The 19534-nt window shown below is 41.0% G+C and carries 19 protein-coding genes and 1 pseudogene; 7 read left to right on the top strand and 13 right to left on the bottom strand.

All coding sequences use genetic code 11. The features are described from left to right. Positions 1 to 149: 149 nt before the first annotated feature. On the top strand, positions 150 to 380 hold the full coding sequence (locus PN499_RS06770; protein ID WP_417063865.1) for a topoisomerase C-terminal repeat-containing protein: 231 nt from the start codon (positions 150 to 152) through the stop codon (positions 378 to 380). 210 nt (positions 381 to 590) lie between these two features. Here the strand turns inward: PN499_RS06770 and PN499_RS06765 are convergent, their stop codons facing one another. Both PN499_RS06765 and PN499_RS06760 read right to left on the bottom strand, forming a co-directional pair. After that, a complete protein-coding gene (locus tag PN499_RS06765; RefSeq protein ID WP_272030921.1) occupies positions 591 to 1031 on the bottom strand; it encodes a DUF29 family protein in 441 nt (146 codons plus the stop codon). A gap of 145 nt (positions 1032 to 1176) precedes the next feature. Further along, positions 1177 to 1608 carry a Spy/CpxP family protein refolding chaperone gene (locus tag PN499_RS06760; RefSeq protein WP_272030920.1) on the bottom strand — a complete coding sequence of 144 codons (432 nt, stop codon included), beginning with the start codon at positions 1606 to 1608 and terminating at the stop codon, positions 1177 to 1179. A gap of 542 nt (positions 1609 to 2150) precedes the next feature. On the opposite strand from PN499_RS06760, the gene PN499_RS06755 reads away from it, so the two are divergent. Next, entirely contained in the window at positions 2151 to 2564 is a 414-nt protein-coding gene (locus tag PN499_RS06755; RefSeq protein ID WP_272030919.1) for a hypothetical protein, read from the top strand. 47 nt (positions 2565 to 2611) lie between these two features. Here PN499_RS06755 and tftA read toward each other — a convergent pair whose 3' ends face one another. Next, a complete protein-coding gene (tftA, locus tag PN499_RS06750; protein WP_272030917.1) occupies positions 2612 to 3958 on the bottom strand; it encodes a hormogonium tapered terminus morphoprotein TftA in 1347 nt (448 codons plus the stop codon). A gap of 359 nt (positions 3959 to 4317) precedes the next feature. On the opposite strand from tftA, the gene PN499_RS06745 reads away from it, so the two are divergent. Continuing rightward, positions 4318 to 4689 (top strand): VOC family protein, encoded by a 372-nt coding sequence (locus tag PN499_RS06745; RefSeq protein ID WP_272030916.1) that lies wholly within the window; start codon positions 4318 to 4320, stop codon positions 4687 to 4689. Positions 4690 to 4865: 176 nt separating this feature from the next. On the opposite strand, the gene PN499_RS06740 is transcribed toward PN499_RS06745, so the two are convergent. Next, positions 4866 to 5156 (bottom strand): hypothetical protein, encoded by a 291-nt coding sequence (locus PN499_RS06740; RefSeq protein WP_007354942.1) that lies wholly within the window; start codon positions 5154 to 5156, stop codon positions 4866 to 4868. A gap of 33 nt (positions 5157 to 5189) precedes the next feature. Beyond that, positions 5190 to 5867: a phosphoribosyltransferase gene (locus PN499_RS06735; RefSeq protein WP_272030913.1), complete on the bottom strand. Its 678-nt coding sequence runs from the start codon at positions 5865 to 5867 to the stop codon at positions 5190 to 5192. 131 nt (positions 5868 to 5998) lie between these two features. Between PN499_RS06735 and PN499_RS06730 the strand changes: the two genes are divergently transcribed. From PN499_RS06730 to PN499_RS06715, 4 genes are all read left to right on the top strand, one after another. Next, the gene (locus PN499_RS06730) at positions 5999 to 6688 is read left to right on the top strand and encodes a uracil-DNA glycosylase (RefSeq protein ID WP_272030911.1); all 690 of its coding nucleotides are present in this window, start codon (positions 5999 to 6001) and stop codon (positions 6686 to 6688) included. A gap of 158 nt (positions 6689 to 6846) precedes the next feature. Then, positions 6847 to 8115, top strand: coding sequence for a DNA methyltransferase (locus PN499_RS06725; RefSeq protein ID WP_272030910.1), 1269 nt, complete (start codon positions 6847 to 6849; stop codon positions 8113 to 8115). Then, positions 8108 to 9022 (top strand): Bpu10I family restriction endonuclease, encoded by a 915-nt coding sequence (locus PN499_RS06720; RefSeq protein ID WP_272030909.1) that lies wholly within the window; start codon positions 8108 to 8110, stop codon positions 9020 to 9022. The genes PN499_RS06725 and PN499_RS06720 overlap by 8 nt, the downstream gene beginning before the upstream one ends. 131 nt (positions 9023 to 9153) lie before the next feature. After that, positions 9154 to 10017: an NAD(P)-dependent oxidoreductase gene (locus PN499_RS06715; RefSeq protein ID WP_272030908.1), complete on the top strand. Its 864-nt coding sequence runs from the start codon at positions 9154 to 9156 to the stop codon at positions 10015 to 10017. A gap of 92 nt (positions 10018 to 10109) precedes the next feature. On the opposite strand, the gene PN499_RS06710 is transcribed toward PN499_RS06715, so the two are convergent. From PN499_RS06710 to rplM, 8 genes and pseudogenes are all read right to left on the bottom strand, one after another. Further along, positions 10110 to 11372, bottom strand: coding sequence for a hybrid sensor histidine kinase/response regulator (locus PN499_RS06710; RefSeq protein WP_272030907.1), 1263 nt, complete (start codon positions 11370 to 11372; stop codon positions 10110 to 10112). 33 nt (positions 11373 to 11405) lie between these two features. Continuing rightward, on the bottom strand, positions 11406 to 13766 hold the full coding sequence (locus tag PN499_RS06705; RefSeq protein WP_272030905.1) for an ATP-binding protein: 2361 nt from the start codon (positions 13764 to 13766) through the stop codon (positions 11406 to 11408). Next, entirely contained in the window at positions 13766 to 15334 is a 1569-nt protein-coding gene (locus PN499_RS06700; protein ID WP_272030904.1) for an ABC transporter substrate-binding protein, read from the bottom strand. Before PN499_RS06700 ends, PN499_RS06705 begins: the two co-directional genes overlap by 1 nt. Before the next feature lie 278 nt (positions 15335 to 15612). Next, positions 15613 to 16326: pseudogene (pyrF, locus tag PN499_RS06695) on the bottom strand (orotidine-5'-phosphate decarboxylase). A 311-nt stretch (positions 16327 to 16637) separates the two neighbouring features. Then, positions 16638 to 17735 (bottom strand): peptide chain release factor 1, encoded by a 1098-nt coding sequence (gene prfA / locus PN499_RS06690; RefSeq protein WP_272030903.1) that lies wholly within the window; start codon positions 17733 to 17735, stop codon positions 16638 to 16640. A 324-nt stretch (positions 17736 to 18059) separates the two neighbouring features. Next, positions 18060 to 18380 (bottom strand): 50S ribosomal protein L31, encoded by a 321-nt coding sequence (gene rpmE, locus PN499_RS29565; RefSeq protein WP_272030901.1) that lies wholly within the window; start codon positions 18378 to 18380, stop codon positions 18060 to 18062. 247 nt (positions 18381 to 18627) lie between these two features. Beyond that, positions 18628 to 19041: a 30S ribosomal protein S9 gene (gene rpsI, locus PN499_RS06680; protein WP_007356144.1), complete on the bottom strand. Its 414-nt coding sequence runs from the start codon at positions 19039 to 19041 to the stop codon at positions 18628 to 18630. Further along, entirely contained in the window at positions 19041 to 19496 is a 456-nt protein-coding gene (gene rplM, locus PN499_RS06675; RefSeq protein ID WP_007356145.1) for a 50S ribosomal protein L13, read from the bottom strand. The genes rpsI and rplM overlap by 1 nt, the downstream gene beginning before the upstream one ends. Between the last annotated feature and the right edge of the window lie 38 nt (positions 19497 to 19534).

The following is a 19534-nucleotide window of genomic DNA, read 5'->3' as shown; positions in this document are numbered from 1 at the left end:
TTTCTGACACTTGCTCAATTGCGCGAACGACTGAATCAAGTTTTGGCACAAATCACCCCTGAACAAATCATTTCGTTATCTTCTTACAATTTCATTCTTGAAGCCTTATTCTATGCAGCTTCATATTAAATTGGTATTACGGCCCTTATGTGAAACATGGCAAGATAAATGCTTCTTTGCCGAAGGATGAAGCTGTAGAGAATTTTACCTTAGAAAGGGCGCTCGACCTTTTAGCCGCTAAGGAAAGTTCCGGGACAACATCTACTAGCAAGTCGAAGAAGTCAACTAAGACAACTACGGCCGCTAAGTCCTCAACGGCGACTAAGACAACTACTAAGAAAGCGACAACTACGACGGCGGCGAAGAAGAAAGCTAAGTAATAAACACTTGTCATTGCGAGTGAAACGAAGCAATCCCAAAACCTTGCGATTGCTTCGCTGGGTTCGCAATGACATAATTGCTTTGCAATAAGTATAAGGAAGAAGGAAGAATGTTTATACAGTTAGCTTTTTAGCCATCCTTATCTTATGTTTAATTAGGTGGATTTACTTAAAAAATTGCAAGTAATTAACTAGCTTTCTTTTTCTGGATTAAGACTGCGAGGATTCAGGTGGTAAAATTAATGCCATTGCCCGATCTAAGATTTCTTCTCTATTAACCATAGTTTCTAATTCTTCTGATTCATAACGCCCTGACTCTACCTCCAATGCAGCCCCATCGATTGCATCTGGATAAGCTTCTTCTAAGGCAAGGCGTAACTCTTGAGGTATTAAGTAATAACCACCTGCTTTACGTCGCTTATTCTTGCTCTGAATTTGGCGTGATGAATTGCGAATTGAAATATCCCAAGAGCGAGTTGTACGATTTTCTACCTGCTGTTTGATTAAATGCAGCAGCATAATTATAGCATAGCTGCGAATATTGCTAATTTTATCGTCGCGGCTCATTTCTTCTAGTTCATCGACTATAATTAATGCCCCTGAAATATCTCCCTTGAGCAGTAAGTCTTTGAGGGTAAATAGTTCTTCCATCAGGCTTGACTTATTTAATTAATCTTTTATTATTAGCAGTATATCACACTATTGGTATTAATTAAAAGCAGAAAACGAAAGAGAATAATTTATCTTTCTCTTCCGCTTTTTGATTAAATTAAAGAATCATTACAGACTGTCTGTTTTATTGAGACTGACCTGGTTGATTTCTCTGACGCGAAGAGCGCATTTCCTGAAGTTTTTGCTTTTGCTCAGCAGTCATAATCGCATCCATCTGACTCTTTGTATTTTCCCGAATCGCTTTGAGTTGCGCTTTTTGAGCTTCACTCAAATTCAGGTTAGGTTTTTGTCGTTGTTGCCGAGCTGTACGCAGTTGTTCTTTTTGCTCTGGAGTGAAAATAGCATCCATTTGTTGGCGGCTAGATTCTCGAATTTGCTTCATTTGTGCCTTTTGAGCATCAGTCAAATTCAGTTGATTTGATTTCGCTCTCGCTCCACCTGCTCTACCTGGTTGAGCATCAGCAGCAACGGCATTATTGGTAAATGCAGGAATTACAGGAGCGGCAGCAATAATTAAGGCAATTACTCCGGGCAGAAATAACAAATGTTTCTTCATTTTGATCGCTGTGATAAAATTTAAGTGGTTGGTGTAAACCAGCCTGTTTGCTTGTTGTATTCTTTTAGACAGGGTGAGGTTGGGGAAAGGTTCACTGTTCGGAAAAATTTGTTTTTTCTGTGACTTGAAAGATAGATCCCCATTGACCTTGAGTGCGAAACCCGATTAATAATGGCAGGCTTTATTAAGTAGGACTTAAGCTTGGCTTCAGAAACCGGGTTTTTGAGAGAATCTGTGGGTAAGGGCGAAGTATTTTCGTAAAAACCCGGTTTCTTTGGTTGGGTGCGATCGCACAGCTAATGTCCACAACCTACTCTCCTCATGTTTCTGCTCGCAAGCTGCGATTTCTCATCAGAAAATATTCTTAAATGCACGCAATTCAATTAATGTCATCAATCTAAAGGCAGATATGTATAGTATTTTATAAGTCTAAGTATAGTACCCTAAACTACAACCAAGGATAGTTTATTCCTGATCTAGTTTAAAGCTAATCTTAAAGTATAAATCATAGATGTTTTGAATAAATACTCAGGAGTAACCTCATGTCTATTAGCAAGGAAACACCTACAGACGAACGCATCGAAGAGAATATGGAAGCTCCTCACTACGATCGGGGTATTACTCCGGCTGAGACAGCAGCGCGTCAAGAACGTGAGGGAGACGCTTTTATGCACCCTACCACAGAAGGAAAAGAAAGTGGAAACACTGAGGAGCAAGCCAATCCCGACAGCATTCGTACTAAAGATGGGTACACCGTAGATAAAGAGGGTTTAGCTAACAACTACGCGATCGAACCTGAAATGTACATTAATGAACCCGGCGACTTGCGGGCAAAAGAGGAAGCAGAAGCTCGCGAACGTGCGGAAGCAATCAAAGCACTCAAAGAAGACAATGACGAAACTGGAAAGCTAACAACGGAAGAGGACGCGCGCGGTAAAGGGCCGGGAGTTATCTAGGGTGAAACAGTTAACGGTTAACAGTTAACCGTTAACTCTGGCGAAATTTACATCAAACCTGCGATTTCGTAGAGCCTTTTAACGAGAGTCAAAATTTTAGAGCCGTACTGCACATCAGCCGCCCAGCGTCCGCTAAGCTGATCTACTAAAGGAGCAATTCCTCGTGTGACAAAGCGAAATCGGGGATCGACAAGCTCCTGCACTAATGGCTCTGTGCTGGCGTAAGCTTTTAAATGTTGAATGTGAGCTCTTACGCCAATTCTGGCACTAGGAAAAGATGCAGTTTCCGTAGAGCCTCCTACAGAGCCCAAAGCGGCAAAGTTATTTTGAGTCGGGCGAATTTCTCCGCCAAATCGCAGGAAATTAGTTTCGAGGCACATTTGAGAAAAGGCAAGATCGTAGTTAACGCCCTCAATAGTCCCTTCCTCTCGATAAAGCTTAGCTATATCGGGAAAATTATTTAAAACATTTTCGTTATTCGTCTTTAAAAACATCATTAACTGCACTTCAGTTGCACTTCCAGGGGTCATAATTTTGTCGATGTTACCCGGATCGATCTTGAAGTTAGACCGCAAAACTACAGCGCGGTTCGGATTATCCCAAGTCACGGAGATATTAAAGTCTCGCAGTTCAATTGCTTTGACATAAACGATATTTTTATAGTTTACGCGGTTAACTCTGGAAATCTTAGATAAGTCAATTTTCAATCTATCTACTAAATCAATGGGGATGTAGGAATTGCCATTAATTAAAACTCCCTGCTCTCCATAAATTTGACCGTTGATGTTAATGTTGATCGGAAAATATGTATTGGGCGGGGGAGTGGGGATGGAACCGCCTGTGATCCACATTGACAAACCATCAGCGATTCCCAAGGCGATGTCGCGGCGGCGAGTTTGAATCAAAGCGCGATCGTCGGGGTTAGTGAGATAGCCAATTTCAAGTAGTACCGAAGGAATCAGAATCCATCGGCAAAATATCAATCGCCCCAAACCAGTAGCGCTGTCTGGTTTCGCCCCACGATTTGGCAATTGGGGAACCCGGCGCAGTAAGGCCATGATTAGCATTTCAGCATCAGCTTTGCGTTCGTTATTGGCTGCAATGTAAAAAATTGTTGCGCCGCGAACAGAAGGGTTAGAAGCACCGCTAGCTTGGATTTCTAAGGCTAAATCGCCTTTGCGAGAGCGGGCGTTGATCCAGTCAATAGTTTGTTCTTGAGAGAGTTCGTCGGGTGCTGCTATAATTTCGACAGCTCGCGATCGCAATTCAGCTACCACTAAGTCCCGAATCAGGATCATTTCCTTGGCTTCTGTTGTACCACCTGCGATCGTTCCGGGATCTCTGGCTCCATTTTCAAAGCCACCGTGAGCTGCTGATAAAAAAATTCTAGCCATATCTTTTGGATTTTAGATTTTAGATTCAACTAAGTCAATTTAAAATGTTATAGGAATATTTGATAATTTGGGAAATATATTTTTTTGAGCGAACCGCAGAGGAGACACAGGGGAAGAGTCACAGCAGAGATGATGTTTTTTATAACTGATTTAAGATTGATAAGTAGTCTGACATAATTAAACGTAAGGTGGGCGATCGCCTCTCTCAATAATTAAAAATGTAAAATTAAAAATTAAAAATGTAATTAATTTCCTTTTTAGCTTTTAATTTTTAATGGGATGTAGCTATGAGTTATAGGCTTTTTTCCACGATCGCCCATCCTACAAGTTATAGCGTTTATTGATGTCCGCCTACTTATATGGTTTTTGATTATACTTCCGCTTTAGTGACTTTAGCAGATTTGAATAGCGAAGCTCTAGTACAGTTTTATACTAAATTGTTGGGTCAAGAACCCAGATTTTACATTCAGAATGTCTATGCGGAATTTGACTTGCACGGATTGAGGCTCGGTATATTCAAGCCTAAAGATTCTAGCTCATTAGAGTTTGCTAATCAACTGCGGACAAGCATTAGTCTGTGTTTGGAGGTGAGCGACTTAGAATCTGCGATCGCGCATCTTACAGCCTTGGGCTACGGGCCCTCTGGAGAGATTTTAACAGCTTCTCACGGTCGCGAAATCTACGCCTATGACCCTGCTGGTAATCGCCTAATTTTGCATCAGTCCCATTAATAGCAGGAGAAAAGCCAAAATTTTCAATGCCTAGTCAAAACTTAAAACTTGGAGCCGTTTTTATCTTTGATCTGAATATCTATGGGAGAACAGCCAAAATTTTTGATGCCTAGTCAAAACTTAAAACTCTCCAGGTTCAAAGCTCAAAACTCAAAACCCCTAAAAGTGAAAGCTCTTTACCGGAGCAGCTTAGCAAAACTGTAGAAGCTAATCATTAATAATAATACTGCTGTCACCTGAGTTGGCTGGATAGATGAGGAAGGGTTGAGAGCTTCCCGCACTAAGATTGAAATAGACGAACCAATGACATAGCTTAGAGATAGCACTAAATAAGGCCATTCTGATGTCAGACTCCAAAACAAGAGTAAGATCATCGCCAAGATTAACATCACCAGCTCAACAAACCGAGGCGGATTATGCTGAGTAGATAAAATCACCGTTTGCCACCAAAATTGCCAAGTGCTCATAGGAAGGAAAAAAGATTAGTAATTAAGAATAATTCAGGCTTCCGACAACCACTCAGTTTGTTGTTGCAAACAGGCGATCGCGATTTCTGTTTCCACTTGGGGAAATTCGCGGTAGAAGTTGCTGACGCTAAAAAATGGATCGGGAGTTTCCAAGACGATCGCGCGATCTGCCTCCTGCTGCAAAGATATCATTACTTCTGGCGGCGCTAAGGGTACGCAAATCCAAACTGCTGCTGGCTCCTGCAACCGCAAAGCTTGAGCCGCTGCCATCATTGTCATCCCCGTAGCAATACCATCATCAACTAAAATCGCTAAAGCACCCTTGGGGCTTACTGTTGGGCGTGCGGCGGAGAAATCCACTAATTGAGCTTGAGCTTTCTCTTGAGCTTTTTCCAGTGCAGTATTTTGCAAGCGAAAATTGCGCGGTTTTTGCTTTGACCACAAAACATGACCATCCGCTGTCACTGCGCCGATCGCCAATTCTAGATTATCTGGGCGGGTGATTTTTTTGGCGACGACAACATCTAAAGGACAACGAAGGCGACGAGCGATCGGTAGTGCGATCGGCAACCCGCCTCGTGGTAAACCATAAACAATCGGTTTAGCAGCCTCCTGTGCAGTTTGATTAAATTTAGCTATCTCAGAGAAAATAGCCTCGGCCAGTTTTTCGCCTGCATCGGCGCGATCGTCAAACAACGGATTAAATAACATAGCGCTGCCTGCTTAGCATCACCTACCTGATATGATGACTGATTTTCAGCCAGGAGTAGGCTGTCACATTTCACCCCGGAACTATAAACTATAAACTCTAGACTGAAAAAATCTCTTCATTCCCTCAATTTATGCCCAGCGACAAACAACTCAGCCTTTTTGACGAACCGAATTTTGGAGCCTCATTACAGCGAGACTCAATCCCAAATGATGCCAAAATTCCCATTCCTCCCGGCACTTATGAAACTATGGAGCAAATAGCAGAACATTGCAACCGCTGCCATAGGTGCGAATTAGGCAAAAACCGTCAGAATGCCGTCATCGGGCGTGGTAATTTGCAAGCCCCAATTATGATTATAGGAGAAGCGCCAGGCCAGAATGAAGATGAAACTGGATTGCCTTTTGTTGGCAGATCTGGGCAACTATTAGATAAAATTTTAGAATCTGTTGGTTTGAGTACAGAACGCGATGTATTTATCTGTAATGTCAATAAGTGCAGACCTCCAGATAACCGCACTCCCACACCCAAAGAAAGAGACGCTTGCAAACCCTATTTGCTCGAACAAATTCGCATAGTAAATCCGCAAATTATTTTATTGACAGGTGCAACAGCGCTCAAGGGTTTGACAGGTGAAAAGCAAGCTATTAGTAAAATTCGCGGTCAATGGATTGAGTGGGAAGGCCGACAATGTATGGCAATTTTTCACCCATCTTACCTGTTACGCAATCCCTCGCGCGAACCAGGCAGTCCTAAATGGTTAATGTGGCAAGATATCCAGACTGTGAAGGCGAAATTTGATGAATTTAAAACGCTCAATTAAAGTTAAAGTTTAGGTTGTCCAGGAACGAAACCCACAGATGTCAGAAACCGGGTTTCGTCCTAGATATCTTGCCACTAACCTAAGATTTCCCAGACAGCGGGTTTCTTTAGTTGGATTCAATCCGATCGCAAGTTAAGTACCAAGTAAAAATCCGAATTATGGCTTTATCTAATATTTTCACTGAAACGCCCATCAATAAACACGAAATTCCCCAAGAACTTTTAGACATTGAAGATAAAAAGCGAAGTAATTTTTTGCCTTGGAAAGGGCAATTCTCCCCCCAGTTAATCGAAACCTTAATAAATAAGTATGCCAATAAAAACACCATAATTTTTGATCCGTTTTTAGGTAGTGGAACAGTTTTATATGAAGCTGGAAGATTGGGAGTAGAAGCCTACGGGACAGAAATCAATCCAGCCGCTTTAATTCTCGCTAACATTTATAAATTTATCAATCTTTCGCCAAGACAGCGAGAAAAATATATCAATTGTTTTCTCGATCGACTAAAAACAGAAGTGTTTGAGAAAATGCCACTTTTTCCAATAATTGAAAAAGATGTAATCGACGATTATCTGATAGATAAAATTGTAAACTTAGCATTGAATAGCGAACAGATTTTCAATAAGATTTTACATGAAGCATTGGTTATATTCCTAGACTTAGACAAGAAAATAGTTACATACTCAAAAGTTTTAACTATTGCAGAAAATATCGCTGCTTTTGTGCTGACACTACCCTATAGTGAAAAGCCGATAGATACCTACAACGCCGATGCCAGAAGTATTCCCTTAGAAAACTCAACTGTCAATATTGTGATTACATCTCCACCTTATATCAATGTCTTTAACTATCATCAGCAGTATCGGACTTCTGCTGAAGCACTAAACTGGAAAATTTTAGAGGTAGCAAAGTCCGAATTTGGTTCAAATCGTAAACATAGAAGTAATAGATTTTTAACTGTAATTCAATATTGTGTAGACATTGCATCTACTTTTCAAGAATTATTAAGAATATGCTGCCCTGAAAGTAGGATGATATTTGTCGTCGGTCGAGAATCCAATATTAAAGGCACTCCTTTTTTTAACGGAGAGTTAGTTGCAGAAGTCGCTAGTAAAGTATTAGGTATAAATTTAGATATCCGTCAAGAAAGAAGCTTTATAAATCGCTATGGAAAAACTATTAAAGAAGATATACTTCATTTTATGAAGGTAGAAAATCAAGAATATTGTTTTGTATTACATCAAGCACTAACTGTCGCCATAAAAGCATTAGAATCTGCTTATTCTCTAGCAGATGAACGCATTAAACCTGAAATTAGGGATGCTATCGATAAGGCTAAAGAAGTAAAACCTTCACCTTATTTTGATAGTCAGCGCTCTCGCAAACCCATTGCAATAATTAACCCAAAAACCGAAACGTATGTTTGATTTACCTAAACCACATGGGGAAAAACTAGCAGCCTTGCTCAATAACGATAAACTGCCTACTACAGAGAAATCGCGTGTTGAACACGCAATAGAACACTATAAAAAATGGTTAGTAACCATTAAAAGTATAAGTGGCAATATAAAAATTTTACCCGAAATGTTATCTCACCTAACATCTTATAAGCGATACATTGATATCGAACTAATTTTTGAAAGTAATAGCGATTTTTTGTACCGTCAAAAGGGACAATTAAAATTGGACAATTCGATTATCGAGGAATTTTTACCTATTTTAGTTACAACCGTATTTGCAGATTCATTAAAAGGCAAAGAACTATCCTTTGGCCCTACACAGTGTTTTTCATCACTACGGTTTGAGTCAAGTTTAAAAGCAAGTCCAGTAGGCGGTGGGATGAATATTCGCTCCAAGGATCAAGATTTTGCAATTAGTAGAAAGATATTCTTAAAAGCTTCTCACAATCGAGAATTTAATGATAGTATCTCCCGCGAGGCAAATATTGCTTATATTGCGGCTGAGTGTAAAACAAATCTTGATAAAACAATGTTTCAAGAGAGTGCTGCGACGGCTCTTGATGTAAAATTAAGTGTGCCAGGAGCTAAATATTTTTTACTATGTGAATGGCTTGATATGTCACCGATTAGCTCATCCCTCACAGCCATTGATGAAATCTTAATCCTTAGAAAAGCAAAACGGTTATCCTCTAATCTCAGAAGTGCTTTTAGTACAGCACAGGGAAGAAAGAAAAATCGAGATATTTTTGTAAAGCATCTTGACGATCACCCCTTCTCACCAGAAGTTTTTATGAGGTTTTTAAATGAAATTGAAAAAATGATTGGAAAAGATGAACTAGACGAAGAAGATGTACTTTCAAGAGGCTATTTTTAAGCTGTTTTATTGTCTTGTATATCTGCTCGAACGAGGTACTAGCCCTAATTATAATTTTTTGAGTGTAATAGATCAACTTACCTTCTACTGCTATAATATTTATAAAATTTTAATATCGGAGGGAATTCAAAGTGAAAGTAGGAATTATTGGCACTGGCTCAATGGGGCTTTCTATGGTAATGAGAGCTATCGATGCAGGATTAGATGTTAGTGTATTTAATCGAACTAAGGCAAAATTAGCACCGTTATCAGAAACAAAAGCTGTAATTTGTGACTCTCCTTCAGATGTCTGCAAAAATTCTGATATCATCATCCTCATGCTCACTGATGCTAAGGCGATAAATCAAGTTATCTTGGCCGAAAGTAATGTGAAGATGTTACAAGGTAAAACATTTGTGCAGATGGCAACTATCGCACCTGCCGAGAGTAAAGAAATCCAGAGTAAAATTGTTGATGCTGGCGGAGATTACTTTGAAGCTCCCGTACTTGGTAGCATTCCTCAAGTACAGTCTGGTACATTGATTGTAATGGTAGGAGCAACTGAAGAACAATTTCAGAAGTGGCTGAGTTTACTTAAAGTATTTAGTCCCGATCCTATCCTAGTTGGAGCAGTGGGACAAGCCGCCGCCACTAAGTTAGCGATGAATCAGTTAATTGGTAGTCTAACAGCAGCATTTTCTGCCAGTCTTGGCCTAGCAATGAAAAGTAATGTAGATACCGAAATATTTATGAAAATTGTCAGAAATAGTGCTTTATATGCTTCTACTTACGATAAAAAACTTGATAAAATGTTGCAGCGCGATTTCGGTGGGGCTAATTTTTCTACAAAACATCTGCTAAAGGATATGAAGTTATTTGAACAAGAAGCATCTGCTTTAGGGTTAAATATATCTGCTGTTAAAGGAGTGACTGAGATTATTGAAGCTAGCTGTAACGCTGGTCTTTCCGATGTTGATTACTCGTCCTTGTTTTCCGCTGTAAATCCTGAATCTTGATTTTTAGAGAGGACTTGTAATGCCACTGTTTGGAGGGTTAGTCACCGCAAATGAGGGCGGTATTGCTGCGATCGCAAGTTATAATAAAATGGCTATATCGGAATTAGGATCGAAAGGCAAGTTCCCTTACCAACTTCAGAGCTTAACTCGATTTTTCCACCATGTTTCTCTTCTACAATTTGACGAGAAATAGACAAACCTAGACCTGTACCTTTACCCACTGGTTTTGTTGTAAATAGAGGTTCAAATAACTTGAGCTGTAGGTCTTCCGCAATACCTGAACCATTATCTAAAATCTGAACTTTTACCCATTTTTGATCGAGTAATTCAGTCTTAATTCTAATCGCAGGTTCCGCTCGATCTTCAAGCGCATCAATCGCATTTGCTAAAATATTCATAAACACTTGATTTAAAGGTCCTGGATAACATTCGATTGCAGGTAACTCACCATATTCTTTAATTACATCAATCCCCGGACGATTACTCATACCTTTCAGACGATGCTGTAAAATTATGAGGCTGCTATCAATCCCATCGTGTAAATTAACCAACATTTTCTTTGTTGAGTCAGAACGAGAAAATCTTCTCAGGGAAACTAAAATATTCTGGATTCTATCGGCGCTTAATTTCATTGAATTTAGTATTTTTGATAAGTCATCTAGGCAAAAGTCAATGTCTAACTCTTCCAAAACTTGAGAAATTTCTGGTACAGGTTGCGGATAGTATTTTTGATATAATGCGATCGCGGTTTTGATATCGGTAAGATACCGAGATGCGGGGGTAATATTGCTCACAATACAGGACATAGGATTATTAATTTCATGGGCAACTCCTGCAACTAATTGCCCTAGTGTAGCTAACTTTTCCTGTTGCACTAATTGTACTTGTGCTTTTTGTAAAGCGCTTGTTCGTTCTACAACTTGTTGCTCTAAATTTTCATTCCATTGTTGGAGTGTTTTAGTTAGATGTCGCAATTGTAAATGGATGCGGACTCGTACTAAAACTTCCTCTTGCTCAAAGGGCTTAGTGATATAATCAACTGCACCTAAAGAAAGTCCTTTCACTTTGCTTTCGACATCTGCTAATGCAGTCATAAAAATAATCGGGATATCTTGCGTTGTAGGGTTTGCTTTCAGGCGCTTGCAAGTCTCAAATCCATCAATCCCTGGCATTTGAACATCTAGCAGAATCAGTTCGGGTAACTCGTCTTGAATTTGCTCGATAGCACTCTGACCATCTGTGGCAATACGAATCGAAAATCCTGCTCCTTTTAGGGCATAGGCTAATACTGAAAGATTAGTAGGATTGTCGTCTACAATTAAAATAAAACCAGAATTAACAATTGATGAAAACATAAGAAATCATTTGTATAAAAGGATTAGAGTGACTTAATCTTCGCTCAGATACTGTTTGATAAATTCCTGAACGGGCTTAAGCTGAAACGTAGATGCCAATTCAACTAATCTCTCAGTAAACGGAATCAAGGACGAATTGAGTTCATTGAGTTTTGGTGCTTCCTCAAGAATTTTATAGACATCACCTTTTTTAGCTAATTGGTATAGGGATTCTAAAATCTCAGTCGCTGGCGGGACAATTTTCTGCTGTTTATCCGTAATTCGATCGGATTGAAAAACGGTAATCTTTTCTAGATTAGCAATATCTAATTTTTTATTCCGTTCCTCATAAATCCAATCAACTTTTAAATATTTATGAAGCAATTCGAGAAGTTGTTCAGCTTGTATCGGCTTGGGCAAAAAAGCATTAGCTCCAGCATTGTAGCTCTTGTATCGATCGCTTTCAAATATACTAGCAGATGAAGCAAGAATTACCACATCTTTAAGTTGAGGGTTCTGACGCAAATACCTCATTAATTCAAAGCCATCCATGAGTGGCATAACTAAGTCTGTAACGATCAAGTCTGGGAGATAAGCCAGGGCTATTTTTAGACCTTCTTGACCATCATTTGCCTCTACGATCTCAAACCCAATTGGTTGCAGTAAGTTAATCATAACAGATCGGTTTTCCCACCGATCGTCAACAACCAGAAGTTTACGCCTCTTTCCTTGATAGCCGACAATAGTACCTTTTTGGGAAGTTATTGAGGAATCTGCCCAATTCTTAGCTTCATAAAATTCCGCCTCAAACCAGAAAGTGCTACCCTTTCCAGACTTACTACTTACCTCAATTTTGCTGTCTAGTAGTGAAATAATTCTCAAACTAATTGCTAATCCTAACCCCGTGCCTTCAGCTTGTTTATAAGTCTCTCCCACTTGCTCAAATGGTAGAAATATTTTCTCCTGTTCTTCTGGTGTCATCCCTATACCTGTATCTTCAACTTCAAACCGAATTTTATGAATAGGTAATAAACATTGGTTTGGAGTATCCTCACTTAGTAAAGGCTTACTTTCTATTAATTTAACGTGGAAGTTGACATGACCGCTATCTGTAAACTTAATTGCATTGCTCAGTAAGTTTAGTAATACTTGACGCAGCCTTTTTTCATCGGATTTAATCCCTTTTGGTAATTGCGGATCGGGTTGATAATTAAAGGAAATCGCCTTTTGTTTAGCACGGATTTGGCAAATATCAACTACTCCTTCCAAGAATGAGGGAAAGTAGAAATCTATGGGATGAAGCTCCATTTTTCCAGCTTCAATTTTAGCCAGATCGAGAACATCATTAATCAGCGTTAACAGGTGAGAACCACAATCATAAATAATGCCAACCCCTCTGCGTCCATTTTCTGTCAATGGTTCATCGCGCTGTAAAATCTGTGCATATCCTAAAATGCCATTTAAGGGAGTCCGTAATTCGTGACTCATGGCTGCCAAAAAATCGCTTTTAGCACGGTTAGCTCTATCAGCTATTTGTTTGGCTTGTTCTAGTTCATTTGTGCGCTGAGCCACCTTTTCTTCTAAAGTTTGGGAATATTCTTCTAACTGTCGAAAAGATGTCTGAAGTTGGCTTGCCATATAGTTAAAAGACTTCGCTAATTCCCCTAATTCATCGGCACGATCGCTCCTGAGAGTTTGCTCCCATTTACCATTAGCAATTTCCTTGGCAGCTATATTTAATTGAATAACGGGATGCACGACTAAGGAGCGAGCTAACCACCAAACTACAACTAATGTAAATAGGAGAATTATCCCAAAAGTGATTAAGGCAATTACTCCAGCCTGAACTTCACTTTGGACTACAGAACTTGCATTTAATTCAATTACTAAAACACCATCAGCACGACCAAATAAATCTTTAATGGGTGCATAACCATAGAGAATTGGCTTACCGACGGCATTTTTAATAATATTCGGCTCAACTATAGGTTTAACTATAGCAGTTAAACCAGCTTTGAGCATCGGCGGTAGCGGCTGAAATACTTCACCAATAAATGCAGAGTTCTGTTGGGAAGGAGAATAATCTAAAACAAAAGTAAATTGCCCATTCTGTTGCTGGCGTAGGGTGTAAATACGCTCAATCGCTTCGCTGGTTGATTGAATGTTTTGCAGTCGTTTCTGATTGATGGTATAGTAGGCTTTGTCAGCATCCAGTGGTGTGACAATCAATGCGTGATAATCGCTGTCAATTTGGGGAATAGCTAAACTCACTAATTCTTGTAGCCGATCGCGAATTGCCTTAACTTGAGAGGTTCGTAATTGCCAGTAAAGTCCGACTGTCAAAGCTCCAGCAGTTAAAGCAATTAACAGAGAATAAGCTACTACAACTTTTGTACTTAAATTCCAAGCACGCATTATTTCTCCTTCTTTTTACCTAACCCCAGACTGGCGAAATAAGCAGCTTTTTGGGTATCTTTACCGATTTTGCTATTTAGCTGTTCCCAACCTGTTTCAATTTGCTGCATGGCTTCTTCTCTAGTAATTCGGTTTCTAAGAAAGTCCGAAAGTGCTGTATCAAGAACTTCTCGCTGATAGCGATTATTTTGAGGAATTCTTAAATCCATGACGATATTGGGACTGCTAAGACTTACACCAATTCCCCCCAGATATTTAGTAGCAGCTTCAGCACTCATCCCTGCTTTTACCCATGTTTCTCTGTTTGTAAATTGAGAAATTCTATAGGGATTAAAGCCTGTAGAACCAATGGTGACATCAATATTTGATTGTTGGGGTTTGCTGATGTAAGAAATCAAAGCATAACCTGCTGCTTTGACTCTTAGTTTCGCCGATTTATTAATAGCACCCGCCCAACCTCCTAAAGCAGCATAAGGAGCATGATTAACACCATTAATAGCATAAGGACAGATAAATTTATCACAGGTTACTAACTTTCCCTTGACCCGATCGAGGACTTCGGTTGTACCTGGTAGAATCACAGCGCCAACTTTATTCGCTACTTGAGAATTAGGTTCGATCGCTAGCGTACCAGTATCTCCCCAATCTATAGTCAATGCACAACGCCCCGCCATAAATAAATCTCTCATATCTGTGAGCTCTAAATTTAGTTGATTCGGAGGCTGATATGCTGCTATTTCTTTGTAAATATCAAGGGCTTTGGCAAAGGCTTGATTGTTAACTAGAGGACGCATTGTCGGCGGGTCAAAGAATGAGCCTTGCTTCGTACCCTGACTTTGGAGAAAAGCACTGGCTATTGACCAAAACATCCAGTAACCAACATGATTAGCTCGCTGGGGAATGCAAGAACCATAGTCTTTTTGACTATCATTATTCAGGTCTTGTCCGTGAAACTGTCGGGCGATCGCGAGATATTCATCCCAGGTATTAGGTGGCTGTAATCCAGCTTTTTCTAACAAGTCTGAGCGGTAATAAACCATGTGAAAATCTCCATCAATAGGAACTGCGTAGATCCGTTCTTGGTAAGTACCACCAAAATTTCTAAAGAAAGGAGCTACGTCATCCCATTCAATCTCTGCATCCTTGGCAACTCGTTCAGTTAAATCCTCAAAATATCCCCCACCTGCAAAATCTGCCATCCATTGAGGCACAAAAACTATGACATCATATTTATTTTCTCCGCTCGTGAAATCCTCCCACATTGTGTTATAAACTTCTCCAAATGGTACTGTAGTCATCTTAATTTTTGCTCCCGTGCGGGATTCAAACTCCCGCACTCGCTGTTCCACAGCTACTCCAATCGGCTTATCAAGAGTTACAACACTTAAGGTGACATCATCAAAACGTTGTTGCTTAGTAGTTATCTGGGTTGTTTGGGAATCTAATGAGGTTTTTGCACGAGTAATCTGGCGATGACTGCAACTTGTTGCGATCGCACCTATCCATATTAATGTCACTAATACCGAAAGTTGTCGGAGGCTTTTAGAGCAAATGTAAGATTTTTCCATATTTTATAAGATTTTTTATCAATCTTAAGATATTATTTAGGCATAAATAGGCAATCTGCGATAATCTGTTAAGATAATTTTTGTTAATGGCAGTGACAGGCTCTTGGGATTTCGATCGCCCAACTTAATATAAGTAAATCCGCCTTGTAACGCCACTTTCCCGGCGGTAAAGATACCACCGAGATCGCGGCGTTATGTAAAGCGTCCCTAAGTTAGAAAATAGATAATGCTTAGCCTACAGTTTAGATTTTTTGTTGAATATAAATCTGTTAAGCTATCTAGTCTGCAATCTCTTCACAAATTCGCGCAAAAGCTGCCACTGGATCGTCCGCAGCCGTAATCGGGCGACCAATTACTAAGTAATTAGCACCAGCTTTTAAAGCCGCCGTAGGAGAAAGCGATCGCTTCTGATCGCCCCCTGGGGCCCATTTCGGACGCACCCCTGGACAAACTAACAGAAAATCATCACCGCAAGAATTCCTTAATTGTGCTACTTCCATAGGAGAGCAAACCGCTCCCGACAAACCCATTTCTTGAGCTAATAATGCCATGTGCAAAGCATACTCAGGCAACTCTAAAGGTATTTTCAGCTCAAAAGCCAATTACCGCGAATTTAAACTCGTTAACAGCGTAATCGCAATTAAATTCGGCGTAGGTTGTCCCGCTGCGATCGCACCTTGCTCTACCGCTTCCTGTGCAGCTTTGAGTGCATCTTTGCCAGCAGTAGCATGAATCGTAATTAAATCCACCCCATACCTAGCAGCGGCCCGACAAGCACCCGCCACAGTATTCGGGATATCATGAAATTTCAAATCCAGAAAAATCCGTTTTTCCCGTTCCTTTAAAATCGTCAAAATAGCCGGGCCGGAACTGACAAATAACTCTAAACCCACTTTCCAGAAAGATACATCTGGCAACTTATCGAGGAGTGCGATCGCCTCTTCCTGACTAGGAACATCCAAAGGCACAATAATCTGTTTTGCAATGCTCATAAACAATAGATAAAGTTTTTACCGCTGTTGCGTTACTCTATCCTATAATCCGCCAGGGACTTAAGTCCCTGTCTCAAAGATCAAGTCCTCTGAAGAGGACTAAAAAGATTTTGAAACTTAATTAGTCCTCTTCAGAGGACTTTAACTATTAGACAAGGACTTAAGTCCCTGGCGGGTTTCAGCGGTTGTTGACACGCCTTGGGCACTGCCGTGTCCTGACTGTGGGTAATATTAATTCCGATGCTACCGGATTTGATCTCCAACTCAGCCTAGCTTATGCCTAGTTCCCCATCAATCGATTAATTAGAGCATTAATTAGAAGTCGAAGCAGCTAATTCCGCCAAACGTTCCTGCTGATCCAGAGAAATACAAGCCTGAATCACATCATCAATATCTCCCTCTAAGATCGTAGTTAGAGAGAAATTCTCACCCAAACGGTGATCCGTAGCCCGATTATCCTTATAGTTATAAGTCCGAATCTTCTCCGATCGCGAACCAGTACCAACCTGCGATCGCCGCATCGAAGTCACCTCATCCTGCTGCTCTCGCAACTTCATCTCATAAAGCTTAGCCCGCAGAATCTGCATCGCCCGCTCCTTATTCTGTAACTGACTCCGCTCCTCAGTACAAAAAATCCGAATCCCCGTCGGCTTGTGGAACAAATCAGCAGCAGTCTCCACTTTATTCACATTTTGACCGCCAGCTCCACCAGAACGAGCCGTACTCATCTCAATATCCTTCGGATCGATATGAATCTCCACATCATCCACCTCCGGCATCACCGCCACCGTCGCCGTCGAAGTATGCACCCGGCCACCCGCCTCCGTCACCGGCACCCGCTGCACCCGATGCACTCCTGCCTCAAACTTCAACTTACTATAAACACTGTCACCTTGAATTTCCAGAATCGCCTCTTTAAAACCCCGACTCTCTCCCACCGACTCACTCAGCATTTTCACTTGCCAATTTTGACTCTGAGCGTAGCGAGAGTACATCCGCACCAAATCAGCAGCCCAAATACTCGCCTCATCACCGCCAGTACCCGCCCGAATTTCTAGCATGATATTCTTATCATCATTCGGATCTCGCGGCAGCAACAAAACCTTCAAGCGACTTTCTAGATAATCCGACTTATCCTCAAGTTCACCCACCTCCAAAGATGCCATCTCCTGCATCTCAGGATCGCTCGCCGATTCCTTTAAAATCTGTTTAGCACCAGCTAAATTCTCCTGAGTTTCCTTCCAAAGCTCAAAAGTATTAACCACTTCCTCCAAAGAAGATCGAGCCTTAGCCACCCGTTGAAACTCATTCGGATCTTTCGCGACATCGGGATCTGCCATCCGCCGAGTCAACTCATTAAAAGTTTGCTCAACGGACTTCAATTTATCCAGCAAATAAGATTCAGCCATTGTACTTGTCCTTTGTCCTTTGTTAGTTGGCAGCACAGGCCTTTAAGCCTGCTTCATTAACACCACAGACTAAAAAGCCTGTGTTATTTTTCAACACAGGCTAAAAAACCCGTGTTATTTTGCGCCGATTTTGATTAAGAATTTGAGATTTTGGATTTAGATTAAATAGTCGCGATACCTACCATTAGCTTCGCCCACGCAGACTTCTTAATTCGCCCACCAACCCGTCAATCTAAAATCCAAAATCTGCCCTTCCCAATCCCACAGACGTAAGTTGTTGGTAGAAAAAACCACCCTCAACAGACTGCGGACAAATGACAATAGCTACTTCTTCTTTTTGCCGCCCTTACCACCCTTAGCAGGAGTCGCATCTGTTTTGGGAGCTTCTACAACCGGCCCACTCGCTTGAGGATCGACTGGCGGGGGCATTTGACCACCATCCATCATCCCGTACTTCCGTAAGAACCTTTCAACTCGTCCTTCGGTGTCAATAATCTTCTGAGTCCCAGTGTAATAGGGATGATTGCCAGACCAGACATCAACATTCAGTTCTGGCTTAGTCGAGCCAACCGTCATCACCATTTCCCCGTTGCAGTAAACCTTTGCTTCGGGATACCACTTGGGATGAATACCATCCTTTGCCATTTTTTTACTCTCTAGTCTTGCAAATCTACTACTATTTTAGCTGACCTATGGAGCAGGGGAGCGGGGGAGCAACTTAATTAATTAAAAATTAAAAATGCAAAATTAAAAAAAAATGCAAAATTAAAAATTGTGAAATTAAATTTTTAATTTTTAATTTTTAATCGATCGCGGGGGCGGGGCAGCAGGGGAGATTTTCTTCTTCCCTCTTCCCTCTTCCCTAGCCCCTAGCCCCTAGCCCCTCTTCCTCTTACCGTTTCGAGTATTGAGGAGCCTTACGAGCTTTCCGCAAACCGTACTTCTTCCGTTCTTTAGCGCGAGGATCGCGAGTCAAGTAACCCTCACTTTTCAGAGGCTTGCGATTTTCTGGGTCTAATTGACACAAAGCTCTAGCAACGCCTAAGCGGATAGAGTCAGCCTGGCCAGTTAACCCACCGCCCTCAGCCTTGACTAGAATATCGTACTCATTTTCTAGGCCCAAAGTTTCCAGAGGAGCCTTAGCTAGAGCCAAATAACCTGCATTAAATTGCAGATAAAGATCGCCCTTTTTACCGTTGATGGTTAATTCGCCAGTACCAGGTACTAAACGTACCCGTGCGATGGAAGATTTGCGGCGGCCTGTACCCCAGTACATAGCGCGACCGGACGTATCTACAACTTGCATTAATCATTTCCTCCCGGAATCGTATTAATAATTAACTGTTCTGGTTTTTGAGCGGCGTGGGGATGGTCAGGGCCCGCATATACTTTCAGCTTAGTAAATAGCTGTCTTCCCAGAGAATTATGGGGTAGCATCCCACGCACAGCTTCTTCAACAATTCTTTGGGGTAAACGGACTTGCAATTTAGCAAAGGTTTCCGTTTTCATACCACCTGGTCTACCAGAATGGCGGCGGTAGATTTTCTGGCTGCGTTTTTTGCCAGTAACAGCTACCTTTTCGGCATTGATCACAATGATGAAATCACCCGTATCCATGTGGGGAGTAAAAGTAGGCTTATTTTTTCCCCGGAGGCGCGTGGCAATTTCACTAGCAAGACGACCTAGACGCTGATCTGTCGCATCCACGACATACCAGTTATGTTCTAGGGTATTTACAGGAGGGACATAAGTTGTGTTCATTGGTAATTGTTAGTTGTTAGTTGTTAGTTGTTAGTTGT

It is taken from the genome of Kamptonema animale CS-326 (assembly GCF_028330895.1).
GTDB classification, from domain to species: domain Bacteria; phylum Cyanobacteriota; class Cyanobacteriia; order Cyanobacteriales; family Microcoleaceae; genus Kamptonema; species Kamptonema formosum.
Note: the sequence above shows the minus strand (reverse complement) of the source record. Positions and strands in the feature narration are given on the sequence as shown.